Below are 21297 nucleotides of genomic sequence, written 5' to 3' on the forward strand. Positions count from 1 at the left end.
TGCACCTCCCCGCAGTTGATGAACGATGGTGGTTATGCGGCTGTACCTTTGTGAAAAACCTTCTCAGGCCAAAGACATTGCGGCGGTGCTCGGCGCCCAGCGACGCGGCGATGGCTGCTGGCTGGGAACAGACGTCACAGTGACCTGGTGCATTGGCCATCTGCTGGAAACCGCCCCGCCGGATGCTTATGACGCGCGCTACAAACGCTGGGTGCTGGCTGATCTGCCGATCATTCCAGACAAGTGGAAGATGACCGTCAAACCGCGCACCGCCAGCCAATACAAAGCGGTAAAGCGCCTGCTCGGTGAAGCCGATGAATTGGTGATCGCCACCGATGCTGACCGTGAGGGCGAAATGATCGCCCGGGAACTGGTCGAGCACTGTCGTTATCGCGGTCCGATCCAGCGATTGTGGCTGTCGGCACTGGACGATGCCTCGATTCGTAAAGCCTTGGCAGTTTTAAAACCGGGGGCCGAGACCTTTAGCCTTTATCACTCGGCACTCGGGCGCTCGCGGGCCGATTGGCTGATCGGGATGAACATGAGTCGATTGTTCACGCTGCTCGGTCGCCAGTCAGGTTATCAAGGGGTCTTGCCAGTGGGCCGGGTGCAAACGCCGACCCTGCGCCTGGTGGTGGATCGCGATCGCAGCATTGGCAATTTCGTGCCGGTCGCTTACTGGGCCATTGATGTGCAGCTGCTGCACGACGGCACGCCGTTCACCGCGCAATGGCGTGCGACCTCTGACGTTTGCGACGATCAGGACCGCTGCCTCAATCAACCGCTGGCGCAACAAGCAGCGGCAGCGATGCTCGGCGCCACGACTGCCCGTCTGATCAAGCTACGCACCGAGCGCATGCGCGAAGTGGCGCCGCTACCCTTCGACCTCGGCACGTTGCAGGAAGTCTGCTCGAAGAAACTCGGGCTCGGTGCGCAGGAAACTCTCGACATTGCGCAGGCACTGTACGAAACCCATAAAGTCATCACCTACCCTCGCAGCGATTGCGGTTACCTGCCGGTCAGTCAGCACACTGAAGCGGCGAGTATTCTCGCGGCACTGCGACAGGCCGATCCGGCGCTGAATGTCCTGCAGGACTATTTGCAACCGCAACGCCGTTCGCGCGCCTGGAACGACGCCAAGGTCAGCGCTCACCACGGCATCATTCCCACGGCGGCAGCCAGGAACCTCGACCGATTGGTTGGCAAACAACGAGCGGTCTACACCCTGATCCGCGCCCGCTATCTGGCGCAGTTTCTGTCCAGTCACGAATACGATCGCACCCAGGCCGACTTTGACTGCGCCGCAGAATCCTTGCGCGCCGTGGGCAAGCAGATTGTTGAACCCGGCTGGAAACGCGCGTTGCCCGAGGCCCTGGCACCCGCCAAAGGTCGCGAAACGCCGGCGCCACAGACACTGCCGACATTGGCCGAGGGTTGTGAGTGCGCGGTGGCCGACGTGAAACTCAAAGACCTCTGGACCCAACCCCCCAAGCCATTTACCGAAGGCGATTTGATCAAAGCGATGAAAAACGTCGCCAGACTGGTGGAGGATCCACTGCTCAAGCAGAAACTCAAGGACACCACCGGCATCGGCACCGAAGCGACCCGCGCTTCGATCATTCAAGGCCTGCTCGATCGCGGTTATCTGGTCAAGAACGGCAAAGCGCTGGCTGCGACGCCGGCGGCCTTCAGCCTGATCGACGCAGTACCGCGCGCCATCGCCGACCCTGGCACCACAGCCATCTGGGAACAAGCACTGGACATGGTGCAAAGCGGCGAGATGAGCCTGGAAGAATTCGTCACCAAGCAAGCCGCGTGGATGAGCAAGCAGGTTGCGCGATGCGCCGGCCTGAGCCTGACCATCAGCGGTCCGGCAAGCCCGGCCGGACGTGGCGCGACGCCATGGAAAAACAAACGCAAATCCGCCAAGCGCAAGCCTGCTACAGCTGCAAACCGCAGCGCAAAACCTGCCATTAACGCCTAATTGTCATACGTTTCCAAAAGAGAGCGAGGCCGAGCAAGTCGCCAAAGGCACGAAAGCGACATCATCTTCGGGCGTCAGGCCTTGATGTGCCGGTTCAAGCGTCTACCGGGTCGTAGTCGTTCACATTGGATACCTGGGCATGCATTCGGCCCAATAACTCGATCAGGGTGTCCACTTCCGCGGGTGAAAGCCCGCTGAGCAGCCGACGTTCGCGTTCCAGTGCAACCTTGAGCACCCGACCATGTAAGGCTTTTCCGCTGTCAGTCAGGCTGACGGTGTAACGCCGTGCATCCTGCGAATCGACTTGGCTGTAAATGTGCCCTGCAATTTCAAGCGACTGCAGTGAACGGCTGACCGCACTCTTGTCGAGCCCGATCGTCTGACAAATTCGATTGGCGGTGATGTCATTTTCCACGGCGAGCATCGAGAGCATTCGCCACTCGACCACGCCGATGCCGAAGTGTTTGCGATAGCACTGCGATGCTCCGGAAGAGAGCTTGTTGGACAGGAAATTCAGCAGTGCAGGGACATAACGGGTGAGGTTCAGTTGTGATTCTGCGGACATTGAGCGAACACCTTGAATCGGCAGGGTCTTTGAATATTAGTTGACACCGCAACCAAATAGCCGGAAGATTTCTCTACCGAACGTCGCGGGCGATGATTTGCATGATAGGCCGTCGCCCTGACTCATAAAAATAATTATTCAGGTCTTGGTCATGAACCCCTCCAGTCTCGTCTCCTTCGCCCTGCTCAAGCAAATGATCGCCGTCCAGGCGCCAGCGCCCGGCTGACCCGTCCTCCAGCCAACGTTCTAACCAATGCTTTTTTTCAGCAGCCACTTGAGTGTGGAGGGGCAAGTCATGATTCAAGTCAATGTCACCCGCAAAGCAGATGAAGCCGAAGGCATCTGCAGTTTTGAACTATGTGCCGCGGACGGCGGTACGTTACCGGCGTTCGAGGCGGGTGCCCACATCGACATTCACATCGCCGATGGCCTTACCCGGCAGTACTCCTTATGCAACGATCCCAGGGAACGCCACCGCTATCTGATCAGTGTGCTCAAGGCCCCCAATTCCCGCGGCGGCTCTACGGCGATGCACGAGCAAATACAGTCTGGGCAAACGCTCACTATCAGCAATCCGCGCAACCTTTTCCCGCTTGATCACTCAGCCAACCGACACCTGCTGTTTGGCGGTGGCATTGGTATCACGCCCATGCTGGCCATGGCCTATGAACTATCGCACCAAAATGCCGACTTCGAGCTGCACTACTGCTTTCGGTCAAGCGAACGCGCGGCGTTCGTCGCGATGCTTGCACAAACGCCTTTCGCCGGTCGCATAAAGCTTCACGACGATAGCGGCGCCCACACTCAGAAGCTGGACGCGGCCGCCCTGCTCGCCACACCAGAAGCTGACACACATCTTTATGTCTGCGGGCCCACCGGATTCATGAACTACCTCCTGGATGCCGCTCGAAACGCAGGCTGGCCAGAGGACCGCGTGCACAAAGAGTTTTTCGTCGCAGACCCTGTCGATCAAAGCGCCAATGCGCCCTTCGAAGTCGAACTGGCATCCAGCGGCCAGGTTTTTCAGATTCCCGCTGAACGCACGGTGTTCGAAGTACTGGACGAGGCCGGCATAGAGATCGACTCATCCTGCGAGCAAGGCGTCTGCGGAACCTGCGTAACCCGTGTACTGATGGGCATACCCGAGCACCGGGACACGTTTATGACGGTGGCCGAACACGCCGCGAACGATCGCTTTACCCCCTGCTGCTCTCGCGCCAAATCATCACGCCTGGTTCTTGATCTCTGAATCGAACAACACCATCAACGTGCTTCCTGGAGAACACCATGAATACATCCACTCTCCAAACGCTGGCCGAAGAAATTCCGGCGCCTGCGTTGTCGAGTTTTCCCTTGAACCAGTGGTACGTCGCTGCCCTGGGTTGGGAGTTGAATGACAAGCCCGTGGGCCGGACGCTACTCAACAAGCCTGTCGTGCTGTTTCGCAAGGCTAACGGCGAGGTTGCTGCGCTCGAAGACCGCTGCTGCCACAGGGCACTCCCCTTGTCGAACGGCACCCTGGAGCCAAGCGGTATTCGTTGCGGATACCACGGCCTGTTGTTCGATGAACGGGGTAAATGCGTCGAAATCCCGGGCCAGAACAAGATCCCGAGCAAGGCCAGAGTACCCGCCTACCACGTGCGTGAGCAGGATCAGATCGTCTGGATCTGGTTTGGCAGCGAGGCTCAATCCGAGCCGATCTGCGAGCCGCCGACCTACCCTGTCCACAGCAGCGGCAAGTATTTGTTCGACGGTAGTGTGTATCACTACAACGCGCCTTATCAGTTGATTCACGACAATCTCATGGACTTGAGCCATCTGGGTTATGTCCATCTGCGCACCATCGGTGGCAATGCCAGCATCCACATGAATGCCCGGATGAGTGTGGAAAGTGAGGGCAATGTAGTACGGGTCGTTCGCCACATGCCGGACTCTGTTCCACCACCCACCTACACGGCGGCCTACCCCTTCAAAGGTACCGTGGACCGTTGGCAGGAAATCGAATTTCACGTCAGTCATCTGCGCATCTGGACCGGCGCGGTAGAGGCCGGCACCGACGACCTGGATGACCCCGATCGGGGTGGCTTTCATATGCGCGGATTCCACGGAGTCACACCGGAGACTGAAACCACCAGTCACTACTTCTGGACCATTGCCACCAACCCCGAGAGCGATCCCGAAGCCACCAAAGCCAAGGTGGTTGAGCAAACCGTATTGACCTTCGATGAGGACAAGGAGGTTATCGAAGCCCAGTACCGGAATATGTGCCGGTTTGGCGTACGCCCGATGATCGACATACACGTTGATGTGGGCGCCAATCGTGCCCGCCGCATCATCGAGCAACTACGCCAATCCACCTCTTGAATGCACAGCGCACGCACACAGGTTGAGTGTACGTGCGCAGAATGGTCCTGAAGCTTTATAAGCCCTTGAACAGAGCCAGGGTTAATGCGCGGGAAACACCCCACCTACTTGCTGCGCCTACAGCAGCCATGCCGTCTTCAACCGCTGCACCCTCTGCGGTTGAGTGGCCGCGAGGTCGGTCGTTTCGCCGCGGTCGTCCGCCATATCGAACAACTGCCAGACTGCTTCCCATGGCCAGCAGGGCCGCGAGTAACGTATGAGGCAGACGCGAAAGAGGCATGTGTTCTCTCTTGTTGTGTTTGATCGGCGACTTTTTTCGCTTTCCCGTGCGGATTACTCTTCAAATATCGCCACCGCGCGAACAAAACCTGCCGATGCGTGCTTGATCTTGTAGGGGAAACACGACACTACGAATCCACTGGCCGGCAGAGATTCCAGATTAGCGAGTTTTTCCATTTGCCCGTAACCGATATCGCGCCCGGCCTTGTGCCCTTCCCAAATGATCGAGGCATCGCCGTTGGCTGAAAAACGCTCTCGGGTGTATTTGAAAGGTGCGTCCCAGCTCCATGCATCGGTGCCGACGACACGCACGCCACGTTCCAGCAGGTACAACGTGGCTTCACGGCCAATTCCGACGCCGGCATCCAGATAACCCGGTTGACCGAATAACTCACCGGCACGGGTGTTGATCAGCACGATGTCCAGCGGCTGCAAGTCATGGCCGATTCGCACCAGTTCGGCTTCGATCTCGTCGGCTGTCACCACATGACCATCGGCCATGTGCCGAAAATCCAGCTTCACCCCCGGTTGCAGGCACCAATCCAGCGGCAACTCATCAATGCCAAATGCCGGCTGCCCGCCGTCGGTGGTCGAGGCGTAATGCCAGGGCGCATCCATGTGCGTTCCGCTGTGGGTGGTGATGTTCAGCCGCTCGGCTGCCCAGGATTCGTTGCCCGGCATCTGATCCAGTTGCAGCCCCGGGAACATGGCGGCCATTTCCGGCCAGCCCTGCTGGTGGTCCATGTAATCGATCTTCGGCAGCAACGGTGGCGGATCGGTGTAAGGGTTATTGTCGAGGGTGACCGACAGGTCGACGAGACGACGTTTAGGCTTGGTTGGCAGTGGCATGAAAAGCTCCGGTCAGCGGAAGGTGTCGGGGGGCGGCGGGATTCAGGGCGTTGCGAACGAGCGCGGCCGCATTGCGGTCATGGTTGAAACCGGCGGTACGAGCCTGCGGGGTTTTCAGCGGCGGCATGCGTCCGAACAACGCCTCCAGCCCGGTATCGGGTGCATGGCTGATGAGCCCACGGCGGGCCTGCCCATAGCGCTCAGCCAATGCGTCGATCACCTGGGCAATGGACAAATGCAGTACCGGCAACTGCCACACCCGTTGAGCACCCAACGACGCACCATCCAGCTCTGCAGCGAGGATCAGGTTATTCACGCAGCAGCGAGCCGACATCCACCAGGCCGTCGCCTCTGGCGAGACCGGGCACTGATAGGTCTCCCCCTCGGCAAACGCCCGCATCAGGTCGCTCATGAAAGCCGAGCGCAAGCCAGCGGACCCACGGGGCCGGGCGACGATGCCCGGCAGACGCAACGCACGACCGTCTACTTCGCCCCGTCGCGCAAGGTCGCTTACGGCGCTTTCCACCATGGCCTTGTGCGTGCCATAGGACAATTCGGGATGCAGTGCGGCCGCCTCGGTCATGCGCTCCGGCAGCTGAGCGCCATACACCGCGACGCTGCTGGCATACACCAAAACCGGTGGTTGGCTCCTGTTGCGCAGTTGATTGAGCAGTTCAAGGCTGGCCAGCAAGTTGACCTGATAACCCAGTTCGTAGTGCTCTTCAGCCGCGCCACCGGGAATGCTGACCAGGTGGAACACCACGTCGATGCCGTCGGCCAGCACCCGACGCATCAATGCCGGATCGGTCACGCTGCCGACATGCCGACGCAGACGGGCGTCATCCGCCAGGCCCTGCAAGTCGCTGTCCAGGACCAGCAATGAATCTATGTTACGGCCCCGCAAGCTGCCGCGCGCCAACAAACACCGCACCAGTTCTCGTCCGACAAAACCGTTGGCACCGGTAATCAACACACGCATAGGGCGCCCCTCAGCCTTGAGCCTGAACGACACGTTGATCGATTGCGCCGAACAACGACTGGCCATTGCTATCCAGAACATCCATGTACACGCGGTCGCCGAAGCGCATGAAGCCGGTGTGCGCGGCGCCGTGCTCGATCATTTCAATGGCGCGACGCTCGGCAATGCAGGCCGACCCCGCACTGCGCTCGGCATTCGAAACCGTACCGGAGCCGATCAACGTGCCCGCGCGCAGCCTGCGAGTCAGCGCGGCATGGGCGATCAACTGGCCAAAATGGAAGTTCATCTGTCCGCCGTGCGGATGACCGAACCATTGTCCATTCCAGTGCACTTGCAAAGGCAAATGCACACGCCCATCGCGCCAGGCATCGCCCAACTCATCCGGGGTAATGGCCAGCGGAGCGAAGCTGGACGAGGGTTTGGCCTGCAAGAATCCAAACCCTGTGCGCATTTCCCGCGGAGCCAGGGCGCGCAAACTGACATCGTTGATTTGCAGGATCAATTTGATGTGCTGCAGCGCTTTTTGCGCGTCGCACCCCATCGGCACGTCATCCACCAGCACCACGAACTCGCCCTCGAAATCGATGCCCTGGCTCTCGCTCGGCAACGCAATATCGTCGTGTGGCCCAATAAAATCGTCACCCGCGCCCTGATACATCAACGGCGTGTTTTCAGCGCCATCGATAGGATCAAGGTTGAACGCTTTCTGCATCAGCGCACCATGGCTGAGGTAGGCCGAGCCGTCGCACCACTGATAAGCGCGTGGCAACGGCGCCATGGCCTGGTCGGGATCGAATGCGAAAGCACCTGCCGCTTCGCCCGCATTCAACTGACTGGACAACGCCTGCAAGCGCGGCTCGGCACTGCTCCAGCTTTCCATGGCTTGCTGCAAGGTCAACGCTACAGAACCGGCATCCAGTGCCCACGCGAGATCCCGCGAGACCACGACGAGCTGACCATCACGACTGCCGTTTTTCAGCGTGGCGAGTTTCATACTGATGCTCCTCGGGCCGGGCTCAACTCAATCGCCTGGCCATGCTGATCGTGACCGGTGACCACTCTTGTGAATTCAGGAAGCGCTTGCATGGAAAATCCTCGTTCAATTTTCGTCGCCGATGGTGGTGCCACCGACAACAACATTGGCTTGGGGCAACAGGCCTCCGAGCCGTGGCACGGCCAGACAAAACACCGCCACCACCAGTTGCAGCCCACCGACAATGGCCAACGCATGAGGTAGCGCCATTGCGTCACCACGGGTCATACCGAGAACGACCAGGGGGCTTATGAATTCGCCTGCGAAAATGGCCGCGGTAAAACACCCCGCCGCCCGCCCGCGTTGATGGAAATTGACTTGCGCCATGATCCAGGTGATCAGCGTCGGCAACATCAAGCCAATGCCCAGGCCGTTGATCGTCACTGCGACCACGACCTGTAAATGCGTCACGGCCCCGGCCATCAAAAGCCCGCCGATACCCGCCAGCGCATAGGCAATCAACAGCATGTGTTGGCCACGCATCCCGCTGAACAAGCGAAAGCTGAGCGCACCAATGAGCACGCCCAGTTGATTGGCGCCCATGGTCATGCCGATTTGTTGCGGGGCGTCCACGTGCAGCAGGTTAAGCAGGTAACCGGCCTGCACCGGCACGACAAACAGGCTCAAACCTGCCAGCAGCGCCAACAGGTACATGGGCATAAGTGCGCGCCACGGGAATTTGCCTGTCGGCACTGCCGCCGTTGTTTGCCCTGTTTGCGATCCGGCCTGTGGCTCCCATAGCTTCCACGCCATCAGCGGCAGGAAAATCAAACCCACTGCGTACAGCGCAAACGGCGTACGCCAGTCGTCTTGACCAAGGAAGCCACCCAGCGCGATAAACACGGCGGCGGATAACGAGGTCGCGACCATCTGCAAGGCAAACAGCCGTTCACGTCTGGCGCCGCTGTAGTAGTCGCCCATCAGCGTGGTGCAGCAGGTCATGATGCCCGCCTCGGCCAAACCGATGCCCGCGCGACTCCACACAATGGCCGGCAACGAGTCGAGCCAAAGCGGCAGTACGCCGCAGAGGACGTACAACAACATGCTCGCCAGCAGCAATGGTTTGCGCCCCAGGCGATCGGCGATCAGCCCGGCGAACGGCGCCAGCAGAGCAATCACCAGGGCCGGCAAGGTCAACACGACAGGCACCAGCACGGCGCTGCCGGCCACATCGGCAAAATGCGCCTGCACCCGCGGCAACACCGGGGCCAGCAACACCGCGCCCAACACCGGCAAGCAGCTGCCCAGCAGCAACAACAGCGATTGCGCCAGCCCGGCTTGCCGGACGGGGCGTTCTACAGAGGTATTAGCGACCATGGCAGGGCTCCTTGCTGCGCAGGTGATGAGCGTTCGCAACCGCCGTCGTCTCAGTACCCGCCACGTTGATCACCGTCATCGGCACCACGGCATCGTCCACCTCGCTGCGTGCGGGTAACAGGAAGTACGCCAGGGCCGGCAACAACACCAACGCACCGACCATGTTCCAGACAAACATGAAGGCCAGCAGCACGCCCATGTCGGCCTGGAACTTGATGGGTGAAAACGTCCAGGTCGCCACGCCGATGGCCAGGGTGATACCGGTCAGCATCACCACCTTGCCGGTGGACACCAGCGCGCGGTAATAGGCTTCGGACAGGCTCGCCCCTTGGCGCAGATGACCCAGGAGGATGCTCATCACGTACAACGCATAATCGACGCCGATACCGACGCCCAGGGCGATGACCGGCAGCGTGGCGACTTTCACGCCAATGTTCAGCCAGACCATCAAGGCTTCGCAGAGAATGGAAGTGAGCATCAGCGGAATCACCGCGCACAACGTGGCGCGCCAGGAGCGGAAGGTGATCAGACACAGCACAATCACCGCGCCGTAGACCCAGACGAGCATTTCGCGGTTGGCTTGCTTGACCACGATATTGGTCGCCGCTTCAATGCCGGCGTTACCGGCCGCCAGGAGAAACTGCACCTCATCGGTGTTATTCGCGGCGGCGAATTGTTCCACGTGCTCGACCAGGCGGGTCAGCGTTTCAGCCTTGTGGTCGGTGAGGTAGGCGTACAGGGTCAACAGGCTGCAGTCTTCGTTGTACAACCCGCGGGGCGCGCTGGCGGTGATCATGTTGAGCATCGCCTGGTTGTTCTGCAGCTCGTACCATTTGGGATTGCCTTCACTGAGGCCGACCAGCATGCGCCGGTTCAGCAACGCCAGCGAGTTGGTCGAATCCACGCCGGGCAAAGCGCGCAGTTGCCAGTCCAGGGCATCGACTTTGGCGAGGATGTCGTAGCGTGCACAGCTGCCGGCCGGAGTTTTCACCATCACCGCGAACAGGTCGCTGCTGGCGCCGTAATGCCGGGTCAGATAGGCATCGTCCTGGTTGTAGCGCGAATCCGCACGCAGCTCCGGCGCGCCGGCGTCGAGGTCGCCGATTTTCAGTTGCAGGCTGACCAGGAAGCCCACCACGGCCAACGCAAGGCTGATGGCGATGCACAGGCTGGCCCAGCGACGATGGGTGAACAAGTCCAGAAAACGCCAGAACGCATGGCGCGTCTGCCCGGTTTGCTCGGCCTGTTCACTCTTGAGGCTCAGTTGTGCCGCGCGCGGTGAAACACCCACATACGAGAGCAACACCGGCAACAGGATCAGGTTGGTGAAGATCAACACCGCAACGCCAATGCTGGCGATCACCGCGAGGTCCTGAATGACCTGGATCTTGATCAGCATCAGCACCGCAAACCCCACCGCATCGCACAGCAGTGCCGTCAGGCCGGCGAGAAACAGGCGTCGGAAGGTGAATCGCGCAGCCACCTCCCGATGCATGCCTCGGCCAATGTCCTGCATGATGCCGTTCATTTTCTGCGCGCCGTGGCTCATGCCGATGGCAAACACCAGGAAGGGCACCAGCACCGAATACGGGTCCAGCTGGTAGTCCAGCAATGGCAGCAAACCGAGCTGCCAGACCACCGCCACCAGCGAGCACAACACCACCAGCACGGTACTGCGCAGACAGCGGGTGTACCAGAAAAGCACGGCGGTGGTGATCAGAATCGCGACCGCAAAGAACAGCAGGATCTGCTTCAAGCCCGCAATCAGGTCACCGACCTTTTTCGCAAAACCGGTAATGTGAATAGCGATGTTGGCGCTTTGATAAGTGCTGCGCAGCGTCTCCAGTTGCTCGGACAACACCGCGTAATCCAGCGGCTTGCCGTTCGGGGCAGTGGCCAGCAAAGGCACGTAAATGATGCTGGACGTCTGGTCGAGAGCCACCAATTGACCGAGTTCGTTGGAGCGCTGAACATTGCGGCGCAGCGCATCGAGGTTGGCGGCGGTGCCGCTGTAGTCATCGGGGATCACCGGGCCGCCGTCGAGGCCGTCTTCGGTCACTGCGACCCAGCGCGTGGCGGGTGTCCATAGCGACTTCATGTAAGCGCGATCGACACCCGGCAGCAGATAGAGTCTGTCGCTCATGGCCTGCAGGGTTTTCAGGTATTCGGCGTCGTAGATATCGCCCTGCCGGTTAGCCACCACGATGCGCAAAGCATTGCCCAGGCCCGTGAGCTGTTTCTGGTGCTCAAGGTAGTTGGCAATGTAGGGCTGTTGTGTGGGGATCATCTTTTCGAAGCTGGCATTAAGCTCGATTCGAGTGGCCTGGTACCCGAGCACCAGGGTCGTCAGCACACACACCAACAGTACCCACAGCCGATGGTTGAACAGTGTGCGTTCCACCACTGAACCGGAGCGTGGATCGAAATTCGCCAGGCTTGCCGTGGCGTTGTCGAAAGACTTCATAACCTCACTCCGAAGCGGTAGTGATTGACGGCGACAGGCGCGTCAACCCAGTGAAACCCGCCAGCGTCAGGCTGCCATCGGCGGCCTGGATAACACTGGCAACAGGCTTGCCGAGCGGTCTGCCGTAGGGTTTGAGCAATGCGCCGGGCTGGCTGTGGGTGCGAAACAAGGCGCCGCTTTGATTGACCAGCAGTAACTGGCCGTCATCGGTGCGAATCGCATCGCTGAAAGACACCGGCATCGAAACCGGCGCGGGCAGGAAAGTCTCGCCATGGTCACTGGAGGCAAACACATTGCCCTTCAAACCGGCCACCAGCAGGACGCCGTCATCGCGCATTTGCAGGGTGAAAAAACTTCCCGCGTAGGGGCTTTGCAACTGCGTGAATGACTGGCCGGCATCGTCCGAACGAGCGAGATAACCCTGCTCGCCTGCCAGGAACCAGTGCGCTCCTTGCTGAGCGATGGCAGACAGGTGCGCGCCCACCGGGTTATCAATTTGCCCGATGATGGATTGCCAGGTGGTGCCGCCATCGTCGGTGCGAAAGGCCAGGCCGTACGCCCCCACGATCACGCCGCGGCGGGCGTCCACGAACTGCAGCGCGAGAAACGGTTTGTCAGCACCCTCGCCGGCCAGCCGTTCAGCCGTTTGCACGCGCGCAGCGGCGGCATTCTGGTCGGTGGCAGCCGGCAATTGCTCCCTGGCGGCGACCAGCTCTAGCTGTGCCGCACGCAAGCCGTCCAGTTGCACAACCCAGTGTTCACCTGCGTCACGGGTGGCCAGCACAACACCGGCATGCCCGACCGCCCAGCCGGTGTTGGCGTCGACGAACTGCACGGCGGTGAGGCTGACCGAAACCGGCACGTCGGCTTGCCGCCAGTTGACTCCGTTGTCATCAGAGAGCAGCACGATGCCCCGCTCCCCCACCGCCACCAGCCGCGTACCCGCACGGGCCAGGTCCAGCAGCACCGCGGATTTCGCTTGCGGCGCCAGCATCGCCGGCGTGTCAAGCGCGTCGCCTGCCGCAGCGGCATGCACCAGGCTCAACGGCAGCGCCAGAGGCAGCGCTGCAAGCGCTATCAGCCGACCAACCACCAGACAGATTCTGTTCATTAACAACCTCGAAAACCGTTTGAGACCGGATCACGCTGCGCATGCCGCGATCCGGCCCGAATCAACGAACCCCGGCACCCGCCATCGCCGCGGGCGAGAACTCGGAGGACTTGTAGCGATCGACCACGCCGTACTGCTTTGGCTGGCCGGTGTAGACGTTCTGGATAAACCACGCACCGGAAGTCAGGTCGTAAAAGCCTGAAGACAATTGCGCTTGCGCGGGCAGGTCTGGCAGGACCGCTGGCAGCGACCACAAGGTTTTGGCCAGTTGGCCGTTGGCATCCCAACGGTCGCCCAACATCGCTTGCCAGGTGTCTTCATCGAGGTAGTAGCGGCCCTTCGGCAGCTGGTGACGCTTGCCCGGCGCCAGGTCCGCTTCAACCACCCACACCCGATGCAGTTCCCAACGAACGTAATCCGGGTTCATGTGGTGTGCCAGAAACAGGTCCTCAGGCTTGGCGGCGGTTTGCACCTTGTTGGTGTTGTAGGGGATGTACATCTCCTGTTTGCCGACCAGTTTCCAGTTGAAGCGGTCCATGCGCCCCTGAAACACGCTCAACTCGTCAAACGACATCACCCCGGCAGTCGCCGGTGTCGGTGTGTCGCAGCAGGCATTGGGCAGCTTGCGCACTCGGCGTTGACCTGTCAGGTAAACGTGCGCCTGGGACAGGTCGCCGTTGATGTTGGTACGGCCCAGGATTTGCTCGCCGGCGCGCAAGGGTGGTCCGACATTGAGTAAACGGAACAGCCAGTAATCACCGGCAAACGACTCCGGCGAACCGTCCTGGTAGTAATACGGCATCTCTTGAATGGCCTGGCCGTCAGTGGTCATCACCTGCTTGCCATCCGCGGTCATCAGGTAGTGACGAAAATGCATCGACAGCGAAGTACCGCGCCAATTCAGCACGTGGTTCCACATGGCTTCGGCCCCGTTTTTTGGCACCGGGAACGGGATGCCGCCATAGGCACCCTGGGGGACGGGACCGGCGCTGCTATCGACCAGTTTGGCGCGGGTGGCATTTTTCAGCGTGTTGTCATACACCCACTGCGGCGCAGCGGCCGTGCGACGGGTCGGGTACACATCGATGCGATAGCTGTCCGGGAAGCGCTTGAACATTTCCTTGGTGCCATCGGTGAGTTTGCCGGCGTATTGCGCGAGGTTTTTCGAGGTAATACTGAACAGCGGCTTGTCGGCAGCGAACGGGTCGGTACGCTTGCCGCCTTCCTTGAACGAAGGATCAACCTTGGTGTAACCACCGTCCCAGGCAGGAATGGAGCCGTCGGCATTACCGGCGCGCTCGGCTCCGAATGGCGTGAGGCTGCTCGACAGTGTGGCCGACTCTTGCGCCGTCGCTGCACTTGCCATCTGGTTGCAAATGGCCAGACTGCCGAGCAGTGCGAAGGCAAGCGCGTTGAGCTTGAACGCTGCGGTTTTCTTGTTGTGGGTCATGCGCAAGTCCTCTTAAAACGTGGTCTTGACGGAGAAAGCCAGGTAGTCCCGATCTTTCAGCGATTGCTTGAAATTGAACTGGCTGGCGGCGTTGAGGTTGGTGTCCTCTGCACCGTAGTAATGCGTGTAGGTCAGGCCGGCGGTCACTCGATCCAGGTAAGTCGCGGTGATGCCGATGTTGATATCGCCGCCGTTGTCCGGGCCGAAAGAACTGACAACGGCCGATTTACCCAGCGGGAAGTAGCTGAGGCCCACTGGAATACTGATATCGATACCGGAGAAGAACTGGCGGTAGGTCGGGGTGTAGACCACCTTGAATCCAAGGCCGTCATCGGTAGCATCAGGGTCAAGGGCGGCACGGTTTTTAGTGACGCTGAGGAGTCGGTTCCAGGCGATCTCGCCGACCAGCCCCGATTCCCTGGCAAGGAAGTTCGGCCCGAACGAGGCCAGAACGTTGAGGTTGACATGAGCGGTACGGCCGACCGCGTACAGGGCATCGTCATCGTTATCAGCGACGACCCCGGGCAGCACGGTTTGACCGTTGGAAACCAGCGGCATGTTCCAGCGCATGGAGGCTTCACCGGCGAAACTGTATTCGTCGACGGTGGTGGAAAAACTGGCGCCAAAGGCGCGAATTTCTTCCGGATACACCCAGTAGTACTCGCCGATCTGCCCAGTACTGAAGTTCGGTGTACCGGTGGAGGGCTTGAGGTACAGCTTCGGTGTTTTGTCGTGATACTGAATCGCGTACAGGCCGTACTCGACCGTTTCCGCGCTGTACTTCAACTGCAAGCCGCCCTGCCCCGAGCTTTTCGCTTCCTTGTCATTACCATGGAAGAACGCCGCCGGGCTGCTGGCATTGCCACCGAGGAATGCAGGAAATGGCGCCCCCACGATCAAACGCTCGTTGCCTTCGCCAATGGTGTCGCTGGTCGAAAAATAACTGCCGGCACCCGGCAGGCGTGTCTCTTCCCATTCCAGCTGATAAAACGCGCCGAGCGACACGTCATCAGTCAGTTGAAAGGTCCCCGAAAGCTGATTGACCGGCCGGGTGATTTCCTTGAACTGGGTGTTGGGTACGGACTGCGCTTTCACCACATCGACCGGCGCCATGCCGCCGGCAATGCCGTTGGCCCCAAAGAACAGACTCTCGCCCCAGATCAACCCGTGGCGCCCGGCACGCACGGACGTGGCGTGATCGGCCAATTCGCCGTTCCAGTACACAAACGCATCGAGCCATTCGGCGTCGCCGCCATGCAGATGGCGGGTGTCATCGGTGAATTCGTCGTAGCCCACCGACCGCGCGTTGGCCCGTGCCGGATTGTCATTATCGTTGTCGTGCTGGTATTGGGTGTCATACCAGGCGGCACCACTGAAACGCGCGCCGACGTTATTGAACGACATATCCAGCTCGGAGAGGATGTCCGTGCGGTTGGAGATCAGGCCCTTTTTGAAGGCACGATCGCCATCATCCTGATTGAGCGCCACCTGCCCCTCAGTCAGTTTGCTGCCGGGGTTCTGGGTGCGCCAGGCGGCGCTGTACTTCACGGTGTTATCCCAACGCAGCTTGAAATCCGGATTGCCGGTATCCACCGAAAAGGCATGGACGGCCTGGCTGCACAGCACCAGCGCTGCGGCAAGACTGAAACCAAAGGGTGCAGACGTGCAGACCGGGCGGCGCGCAAGCGACGCAGTCGTGGTACTAACCATCGCGTTAACCTCTTGTTTTTATAGTGGTAACTGCTGTGGGTGAATCAGATCGGCTCGGCCGTCCGCGCGAGCATCTGCTTGATCAGGCCAATGCGGTCGAACGCGCGGTCATGCTGCATTTCCTTGTCGCCGGCCAGTACCGAGCTTTCGCTGATGTATTTGCAGCGCTCGAAGCGGCGCGCCATGAAGCGCTGGAGCTGTTGCCCGACGTTGCCCTCGCGTGTCAGCTCTTCGCTGAGCACGATCGCGTCTTCAATCGCCATCCCGGCCCCCTGGCCGAGGTGCGGCGTGGTCGCGTGAGCAGCATCGCCGATCAGCAGGATGCGACCGCGGTACCAGGGTTCATCGACGAAGACCACTTCCATCGGCTTGTACACCACCTGGCTGCTGTCGGTGATTTGCTCACGCAGTTCGCCGATCAGGCCGGTGAAACCCTGCAAGCGCTGGCGCATTTGTTCGGCCAGGGTCGCGGGGTCCATCCACGGGTTGGACGGTTCGTGTGAAGTGAGAAACAGGTACATCAGGTTACCGGCCAGCGGCACCAGGCCGGCGTTGCCTTCGGCGCTTTGGTAATTGGCGAGGTGATCAATCTGCGGGGCACGCGGGAAGTTGTAGCGCCACACCGATTGGCCGGTGAAGCGCGGTGTGTAGGTGTCGCCAAACAGCAAATCGCGAACCCGGGAAAACAGACCGTCAGCGCCGACCACCAGGTCGTAGACCGCGCGGCTGCCATCAGTGAACAGCACGTTCACGTTGTCGCCTGTGTCCGTCAAGGATTCCACGCTAAGACCCAGGCGTACCCGGGCGCCAAGTTCCAGCGCGGTTTCGCTGAGGACCTTGTGCAGCGCGAGTCGTGAGATACCGACGTTGGCCGGGTACGCAGGCCCTGCCAGTCGTTGCCCCGGGATGCGCGCCATCAGCTGACCGGCCGGGCCATAAATGCCGACGTCTTCGAAGGCGTACGCGGCATCCAGATAACCGTCGAGCACACCCAGCCTGGCCATCTCTCGGACCACGTTACTCTGCTGGATGATCCCGACGCCGTACACAGTCCACTGCGACTTGAGCTCGATCAGATCAACCTCAATGCCCTCGCGGCGCAGGGCGATGGCCGCACACAAGCCACCAATTCCACCGCCAACGATCAGAACCTTGTTCACTGTACTCATGGCTTTCTCACTTTTTATTCTTGTGATTCGATGCGGCGCCGGGCACTGCTTCGTTGGCTCCAGCTTCCCGTCAACGCAGGGATTTGACTAATCGCGAGTAGGGATGCGATGTATCGTCAAACGCGATACCTCAACGTGGGTCGGTGAGTACTCGATGCCAGGCATCTGCAGCACCAGCCAGCCTTCCTCCACACGCCACGACAGCGCCTCCAGTTTCTGCCCCAGACAGGGGCCGTAGACGCATTCCCCGGTGCCCGGCAAAAACTGCGCACCGTGCGCGTAACACACGATCATTTGGCCGTCGGCAGATAAAAAACGGTCTTTGCGGTACTCCAGGCGCACGTCCAGATGCGGGCAACTGTTGCGATAAATCCGCACCTTTCCCTCGTGCACCAAGGCAAAAACACTGTCCCTGCCAGACTTTAATGGATCGAATCCGCGCGCCTGCCCTTCCATCAGCTCCTCCAGCCGGCACAGGGAAAAATCGCCGTGGTGCATAACACAAACCTTTGAGCGAGCTTGCTCGCGATGGACTTGAGGGCGACGCGTTTATCCAACAAACACGCGTTATCGTTAACAACCATCGCCAGCAAGCTCTTACCGAGGCGGGCCGCCGGGTGCCCATTTTTCTTTCGAATTGAACAGGAACAGCTGCGAGTTATCCGCGGACAAGGGCGCGCGACGGGCCTCCCAGGCATCATCGTGTTTGTCCATGTCGGCGTCGTATTCGATGTGGCAGCCCAGCGGACTGTTGAAGTACCAGAACCAGTTGGAGCCGAAAAGGTGACGGCCAGGGCCCCAGAAACTGGTCCAGCCTTTTTGTTCGAAACGGGTGCCGGCCAGCAGCACTTCGGTGCCGCTGCCCATGTGAAAGGTGAAGTGCTCGCAGCCTTTCATGTGCGGCGGGGTCTGGATCATGAACAGGCAATGGTGATCATCGCTACCCGCCGGGCGCATGAAAGGACCGGCGCCGATAAAGGTGTCCGTGGTCCGAAAGCCCAGGCGTTGGGCATAGAACGCTTCAGCCTTGGCCGCGTCGGGGACGAAATACACTACGTGGGACAAGGTACGTGGCACCGCGCTCATGTCCAGGGTAATGCCAGGCTGGTTCAACGGGCGTTGAGGCGAATGGCCGGCGGCGTTGGTCAGATCGTCCGGGGCGCTGTACGCCTTGCGGACAGTGACCTGGAAAGCGATCGCAAAACCCATGTCGTCGACGCTGTGCAGCACGCCATTTTCCCGGGACACCTGACGATCTCGCGCCAGCTCGTCTTCGATGGCGTCGAGGTCCGCCGCGCTGGCAACGCCGTAAACGGTTTCGCGAATCGACGGTGCCGGGCCAATGGCGACTGGCAAAGCCGGATCGTCCGCACGGCGAATAATCACCGCAGTGCCGTCCAGCGCTTCAAAACGCCCGCCACGGCTGTCGACGTCAACCGGGGTCAAACCGTAATCACGCAGGCAATCGGTACAGGCTTGGATGTCATCGACGCCAAAGATCAGGGCATCAAGGCCAATGATGTTCATGGCTACCACTCCGTTGAAATTATGATCCGGAGACTGCAGCCAAACGCTCGACCAGGCCGTTCAGCGCTGCATGGAATCCGGTGGTGGTGTCGGCCACAGGTCCGACTGCGGCGAAGGTTGACGTGCGATCTGGCAGCTGACTAATCGCGAGTGAGGATGTGACCTATCGGTAAACGCGATACCTGAGTGCGGGGGAACGCGGGTGCGCAGAAGGGATTGACGCGGCGATGAATTCACCGGAATGTATCGTCACAATAAATACAAAAGCGGACATGCCTGATGCGTTTCAACCACCTGGATCTCAATCTGTTAGTGGCACTCGATGTGCTGCTCGAAGAGCAGAACATCACGCGTGCCGCCGAACGCCTGCACATGACGCAGTCCGCGACCAGTGGCGTGCTCGGTCGTCTGCGCAGTTATTTCGAGGACGAATTGCTGGTGCAGGTGGGGCGCAAAATGCAGCCCACGCCCTACGCCCAGGAGCTCGCCAAACCGATCCGTGAAGTATTGCTGACGATTCAATCCTCGATCACTGCCAAGCCGGTGTTCGACGCCACCACCAGCAAACGTCACTTTCGCCTTGTGACCTCGGACTACCTGATCAGCGTGCTGTTCGCCCAGGTGGTTCAGAAAATCCACCAGGAAGCTCCCAACATCACCTTCGAGATGCTCGGCCCCGGCGACAATTCCGGTGATTTGCTGATTCGTGGCGAGGTCGACCTGATGATCGTGCCCGAGCGCTACATCATCGACGGTCATCCCCACAAACTGCTGTTCGAAGAAGAACATGTCTGCGTGGTGTGGGACGGCAATACCCGCGTCGGCGACAGCCTGACCCTTGAGCAGTACATGGACATGGGCCACGTCTCTGTCGGTTTCGGTCGCAGCCGGCACTTGAGTATCGAAGAGTGGTTCATGAACCAGTATGGTTTCAACCGCCGTATCGAGGTCATCACCAGTGACTTCAACACCCTGCCGCAACTGGTCGTCGGCACCCAACGCATCGCCACCATGCACCAGCGTCTGGCGCGGTTGTACGCCGAGCACCTGCCACTGCGCATACTCAATCCACCGGTGAATATCCCCGTCATGCGCGAGGTGATGCTCTGGCACCGCAGCGTGGACGGCGATCCGATGCACCGCTGGCTGCGTGAGCGCATCTGCGAATTCATCGAGCATCTGGAACACGATCCTATCGCCGCTCGCGATACCTCTCATCCCGAGTCACGATTGGTCAATTAGCCGGGCTGTCCTTAACGTGCCTTGTGACGCCCAAGGCCACCAAAAGGACAACAACAATCATGTTCCGTTATTTCCCGACCAATTACGTTTGGAACCTCTCCGTCGACCTGGCAATTGAGATGGGCGCCCGACTGGGCGAAATCGAAGAGATGTGCGCGCCGCTGCAGGAAGCCGCGCTGCAGCCAGACGCCGCGGGCACCAAGGCGTTCCGCGAAACCTGGGCAAAGATGGCCGACAAACTCTGCGGTCTCGCCGAGGAAGACGAAGGCAATGGCCGCCTGCTGTCTGCCGGCGAAAAATACAACCGTGCTGCCACTTATTACCTCACCTGCGAGCGCTTGCAGGCCCACGGCGCGCCGGGCCGTACCGAACTCTATCAACGTTTTTTGCAGACCTTCAAACGCGGTATCGAACTGTCGCGGGAGAACTGCGAGCGCGTTGAAATCCCCTACGAGGGCAAACATATTTCCGGCTTGCTGGTGCGGGCCGAAGGCATCACCGGCCCGGCTCCGATCCTGGTGCAAGTCAACGGCCTGGATTCGACCAAGGAAATGAAATACCGCGTCGGCCTGCCGGCCTGGCTGGCAAAACGCGGGATCTCGTCGTTGATCATCGACCAACCCGGAACGGGTGAAGCTTTGCGCCTGCATAACCTGATTGCGCGCTACGACAGCGAGCACTGGGCGAGCCGCGCGGTCGACTGGCTGGAAACCCGCAGCGACGTGGATGCAAAGCGTATCGGTCTGGAGGGCGTTTCACTCGGTGGGTATTACTGCCCGCGCGCAGTGGCTTTCGAGCCGCGATTTGCCTGCGGTGTAGTGTGGGGTGCGAACCATGATTGGCGCGATGTGCAAAAGCGTCGGCTGGAAAAAGAGGGCAGCTTCCCTGTACCGCATTATTGGACGCACGTGCGCTGGGTATGGGGCGCCAAGGATATGGATGATTTCATGGCGATTGCCGAAAACGTACATCTGGACGGCGTGCTGGACCGGATCAAGGTGCCGTTCCTGGTGACCCACGGTGAAAAGGATTCGCAGATCCCGCTGAAGTGGGCGCATCGTACGTACGAGCAACTGGTCAACAGCCCCAAGCGTGAGCTGAAGATTTTCACCGAACGCGAAGGTGGCGTGCAGCATTCCAGCTTTGACAACAGCATCAACGCGGGTCACTACATCGCCGACTGGGTCGCCGAAACCCTGGGCGGCCACACTGCCTGACCTGACCCTGCGGGGGCTGGTTTGCCAGCGATGACGG

17 protein-coding genes are annotated in these 21297 nt (G+C 60.1%); 5 read left to right on the forward strand and 12 right to left on the reverse strand.

The features are described from left to right. The first annotated feature begins 34 nt into the window (after positions 1-34). Entirely contained in the window at positions 35-1984 is a 1950-nt protein-coding gene (locus tag ACYZT1_RS14575; protein WP_462015417.1) for a DNA topoisomerase III, read from the forward strand. A gap of 94 nt (positions 1985-2078) precedes the next feature. On the opposite strand, the gene ACYZT1_RS14580 is transcribed toward ACYZT1_RS14575, so the two are convergent. Further along, positions 2079-2549, reverse strand: a complete 471-nt coding sequence (locus ACYZT1_RS14580) for a MarR family winged helix-turn-helix transcriptional regulator (RefSeq protein ID WP_462015418.1) — start codon at positions 2547-2549, stop codon at positions 2079-2081. 295 nt (positions 2550-2844) lie between these two features. On the opposite strand from ACYZT1_RS14580, the gene ACYZT1_RS14585 reads away from it, so the two are divergent. Both ACYZT1_RS14585 and ACYZT1_RS14590 read left to right on the forward strand, forming a co-directional pair. Further along, the gene (locus tag ACYZT1_RS14585) at positions 2845-3798 is read left to right on the forward strand and encodes a PDR/VanB family oxidoreductase (protein WP_462015419.1); all 954 of its coding nucleotides are present in this window, start codon (positions 2845-2847) and stop codon (positions 3796-3798) included. A gap of 38 nt (positions 3799-3836) precedes the next feature. After that, a complete protein-coding gene (locus tag ACYZT1_RS14590; protein WP_462015420.1) occupies positions 3837-4913 on the forward strand; it encodes a Rieske 2Fe-2S domain-containing protein in 1077 nt (358 codons plus the stop codon). Between the two features lie 333 nt (positions 4914-5246). On the opposite strand, the gene ACYZT1_RS14595 is transcribed toward ACYZT1_RS14590, so the two are convergent. The 11 genes from ACYZT1_RS14595 to ACYZT1_RS14645 all read right to left on the reverse strand — a co-directional run bounded on the left by ACYZT1_RS14595 (position 5247) and on the right by ACYZT1_RS14645 (position 18801). After that, positions 5247-6041, reverse strand: coding sequence for a cyclase family protein (locus tag ACYZT1_RS14595; RefSeq protein WP_462015421.1), 795 nt, complete (start codon positions 6039-6041; stop codon positions 5247-5249). Next, entirely contained in the window at positions 6019-7020 is a 1002-nt protein-coding gene (locus ACYZT1_RS14600; protein ID WP_462015422.1) for an NAD-dependent epimerase/dehydratase family protein, read from the reverse strand. The genes ACYZT1_RS14595 and ACYZT1_RS14600 overlap by 23 nt, the downstream gene beginning before the upstream one ends. 10 nt (positions 7021-7030) lie before the next feature. Continuing rightward, positions 7031-8014, reverse strand: a complete 984-nt coding sequence (locus tag ACYZT1_RS14605) for a fumarylacetoacetate hydrolase family protein (protein WP_462015423.1) — start codon at positions 8012-8014, stop codon at positions 7031-7033. A 105-nt stretch (positions 8015-8119) separates the two neighbouring features. Further along, entirely contained in the window at positions 8120-9370 is a 1251-nt protein-coding gene (locus ACYZT1_RS14610) for an MFS transporter (RefSeq protein ID WP_462015424.1), read from the reverse strand. Beyond that, positions 9360-11834, reverse strand: coding sequence for an efflux RND transporter permease subunit (locus ACYZT1_RS14615; RefSeq protein ID WP_462015425.1), 2475 nt, complete (start codon positions 11832-11834; stop codon positions 9360-9362). Before ACYZT1_RS14615 ends, ACYZT1_RS14610 begins: the two co-directional genes overlap by 11 nt. A 4-nt stretch (positions 11835-11838) precedes the next feature. Then, the gene (locus ACYZT1_RS14620; RefSeq protein WP_462015426.1) at positions 11839-12945 is read right to left on the reverse strand and encodes a WD40/YVTN/BNR-like repeat-containing protein; all 1107 of its coding nucleotides are present in this window, start codon (positions 12943-12945) and stop codon (positions 11839-11841) included. A gap of 61 nt (positions 12946-13006) precedes the next feature. After that, complete coding sequence (locus ACYZT1_RS14625; protein ID WP_462015427.1) at positions 13007-14395, reverse strand: DUF1329 domain-containing protein; 1389 nt, start codon at positions 14393-14395, stop codon at positions 13007-13009. A 12-nt stretch (positions 14396-14407) separates the two neighbouring features. After that, on the reverse strand, positions 14408-16105 hold the full coding sequence (locus ACYZT1_RS14630; protein WP_462015428.1) for a DUF1302 domain-containing protein: 1698 nt from the start codon (positions 16103-16105) through the stop codon (positions 14408-14410). 44 nt (positions 16106-16149) lie between these two features. Next, positions 16150-17274: an FAD-dependent oxidoreductase gene (locus tag ACYZT1_RS14635; RefSeq protein WP_462015429.1), complete on the reverse strand. Its 1125-nt coding sequence runs from the start codon at positions 17272-17274 to the stop codon at positions 16150-16152. Between the two features lie 87 nt (positions 17275-17361). Further along, a complete protein-coding gene (locus ACYZT1_RS14640) occupies positions 17362-17772 on the reverse strand; it encodes a Rieske (2Fe-2S) protein (protein WP_462015430.1) in 411 nt (136 codons plus the stop codon). A gap of 99 nt (positions 17773-17871) precedes the next feature. Further along, on the reverse strand, positions 17872-18801 hold the full coding sequence (locus ACYZT1_RS14645; protein ID WP_462015431.1) for a VOC family protein: 930 nt from the start codon (positions 18799-18801) through the stop codon (positions 17872-17874). A 279-nt stretch (positions 18802-19080) separates the two neighbouring features. Here ACYZT1_RS14645 and ACYZT1_RS14650 point away from each other — a divergent pair, with 279 nt between their 5' ends. Continuing rightward, on the forward strand, positions 19081-20043 hold the full coding sequence (locus ACYZT1_RS14650; RefSeq protein ID WP_462015432.1) for a LysR family transcriptional regulator: 963 nt from the start codon (positions 19081-19083) through the stop codon (positions 20041-20043). Between the two features lie 59 nt (positions 20044-20102). Beyond that, a complete protein-coding gene (locus tag ACYZT1_RS14655) occupies positions 20103-21260 on the forward strand; it encodes an alpha/beta hydrolase family protein (protein WP_462015433.1) in 1158 nt (385 codons plus the stop codon). Positions 21261-21297: the final 37 nt, after the last annotated feature.

The sequence above is a fragment of the Pseudomonas sp. PB3P13 genome, from assembly GCF_054897735.1.

Excerpts from the sequence above, each read along its gene's own strand:
- ACYZT1_RS14575 (WP_462015417.1), top strand. The coding sequence starts at position 35 with ATGCGGCTGTACCTTTGTGAAAAACCTTCTCAGGCCAAAGACATTGCG.
- ACYZT1_RS14580 (WP_462015418.1), bottom strand. The coding sequence starts at position 2,549 with ATGTCCGCAGAATCACAACTGAACCTCACCCGTTATGTCCCTGCACTG.
- ACYZT1_RS14585 (WP_462015419.1), top strand. The coding sequence starts at position 2,845 with ATGATTCAAGTCAATGTCACCCGCAAAGCAGATGAAGCCGAAGGCATC.
- ACYZT1_RS14590 (WP_462015420.1), top strand. The coding sequence starts at position 3,837 with ATGAATACATCCACTCTCCAAACGCTGGCCGAAGAAATTCCGGCGCCT.
- ACYZT1_RS14595 (WP_462015421.1), bottom strand. The coding sequence starts at position 6,041 with ATGCCACTGCCAACCAAGCCTAAACGTCGTCTCGTCGACCTGTCGGTC.
- ACYZT1_RS14600 (WP_462015422.1), bottom strand. The coding sequence starts at position 7,020 with ATGCGTGTGTTGATTACCGGTGCCAACGGTTTTGTCGGACGAGAACTG.
- ACYZT1_RS14605 (WP_462015423.1), bottom strand. The coding sequence starts at position 8,014 with ATGAAACTCGCCACGCTGAAAAACGGCAGTCGTGATGGTCAGCTCGTC.
- ACYZT1_RS14610 (WP_462015424.1), bottom strand. The coding sequence starts at position 9,370 with ATGGTCGCTAATACCTCTGTAGAACGCCCCGTCCGGCAAGCCGGGCTG.
- ACYZT1_RS14615 (WP_462015425.1), bottom strand. The coding sequence starts at position 11,834 with ATGAAGTCTTTCGACAACGCCACGGCAAGCCTGGCGAATTTCGATCCA.
- ACYZT1_RS14620 (WP_462015426.1), bottom strand. The coding sequence starts at position 12,945 with ATGAACAGAATCTGTCTGGTGGTTGGTCGGCTGATAGCGCTTGCAGCG.
- ACYZT1_RS14625 (WP_462015427.1), bottom strand. The coding sequence starts at position 14,395 with ATGACCCACAACAAGAAAACCGCAGCGTTCAAGCTCAACGCGCTTGCC.
- ACYZT1_RS14630 (WP_462015428.1), bottom strand. The coding sequence starts at position 16,105 with ATGGTTAGTACCACGACTGCGTCGCTTGCGCGCCGCCCGGTCTGCACG.
- ACYZT1_RS14635 (WP_462015429.1), bottom strand. The coding sequence starts at position 17,274 with ATGAGTACAGTGAACAAGGTTCTGATCGTTGGCGGTGGAATTGGTGGC.
- ACYZT1_RS14640 (WP_462015430.1), bottom strand. The coding sequence starts at position 17,772 with ATGCACCACGGCGATTTTTCCCTGTGCCGGCTGGAGGAGCTGATGGAA.
- ACYZT1_RS14645 (WP_462015431.1), bottom strand. The coding sequence starts at position 18,801 with ATGAACATCATTGGCCTTGATGCCCTGATCTTTGGCGTCGATGACATC.
- ACYZT1_RS14650 (WP_462015432.1), top strand. The coding sequence starts at position 19,081 with ATGCGTTTCAACCACCTGGATCTCAATCTGTTAGTGGCACTCGATGTG.
- ACYZT1_RS14655 (WP_462015433.1), top strand. The coding sequence starts at position 20,103 with ATGTTCCGTTATTTCCCGACCAATTACGTTTGGAACCTCTCCGTCGAC.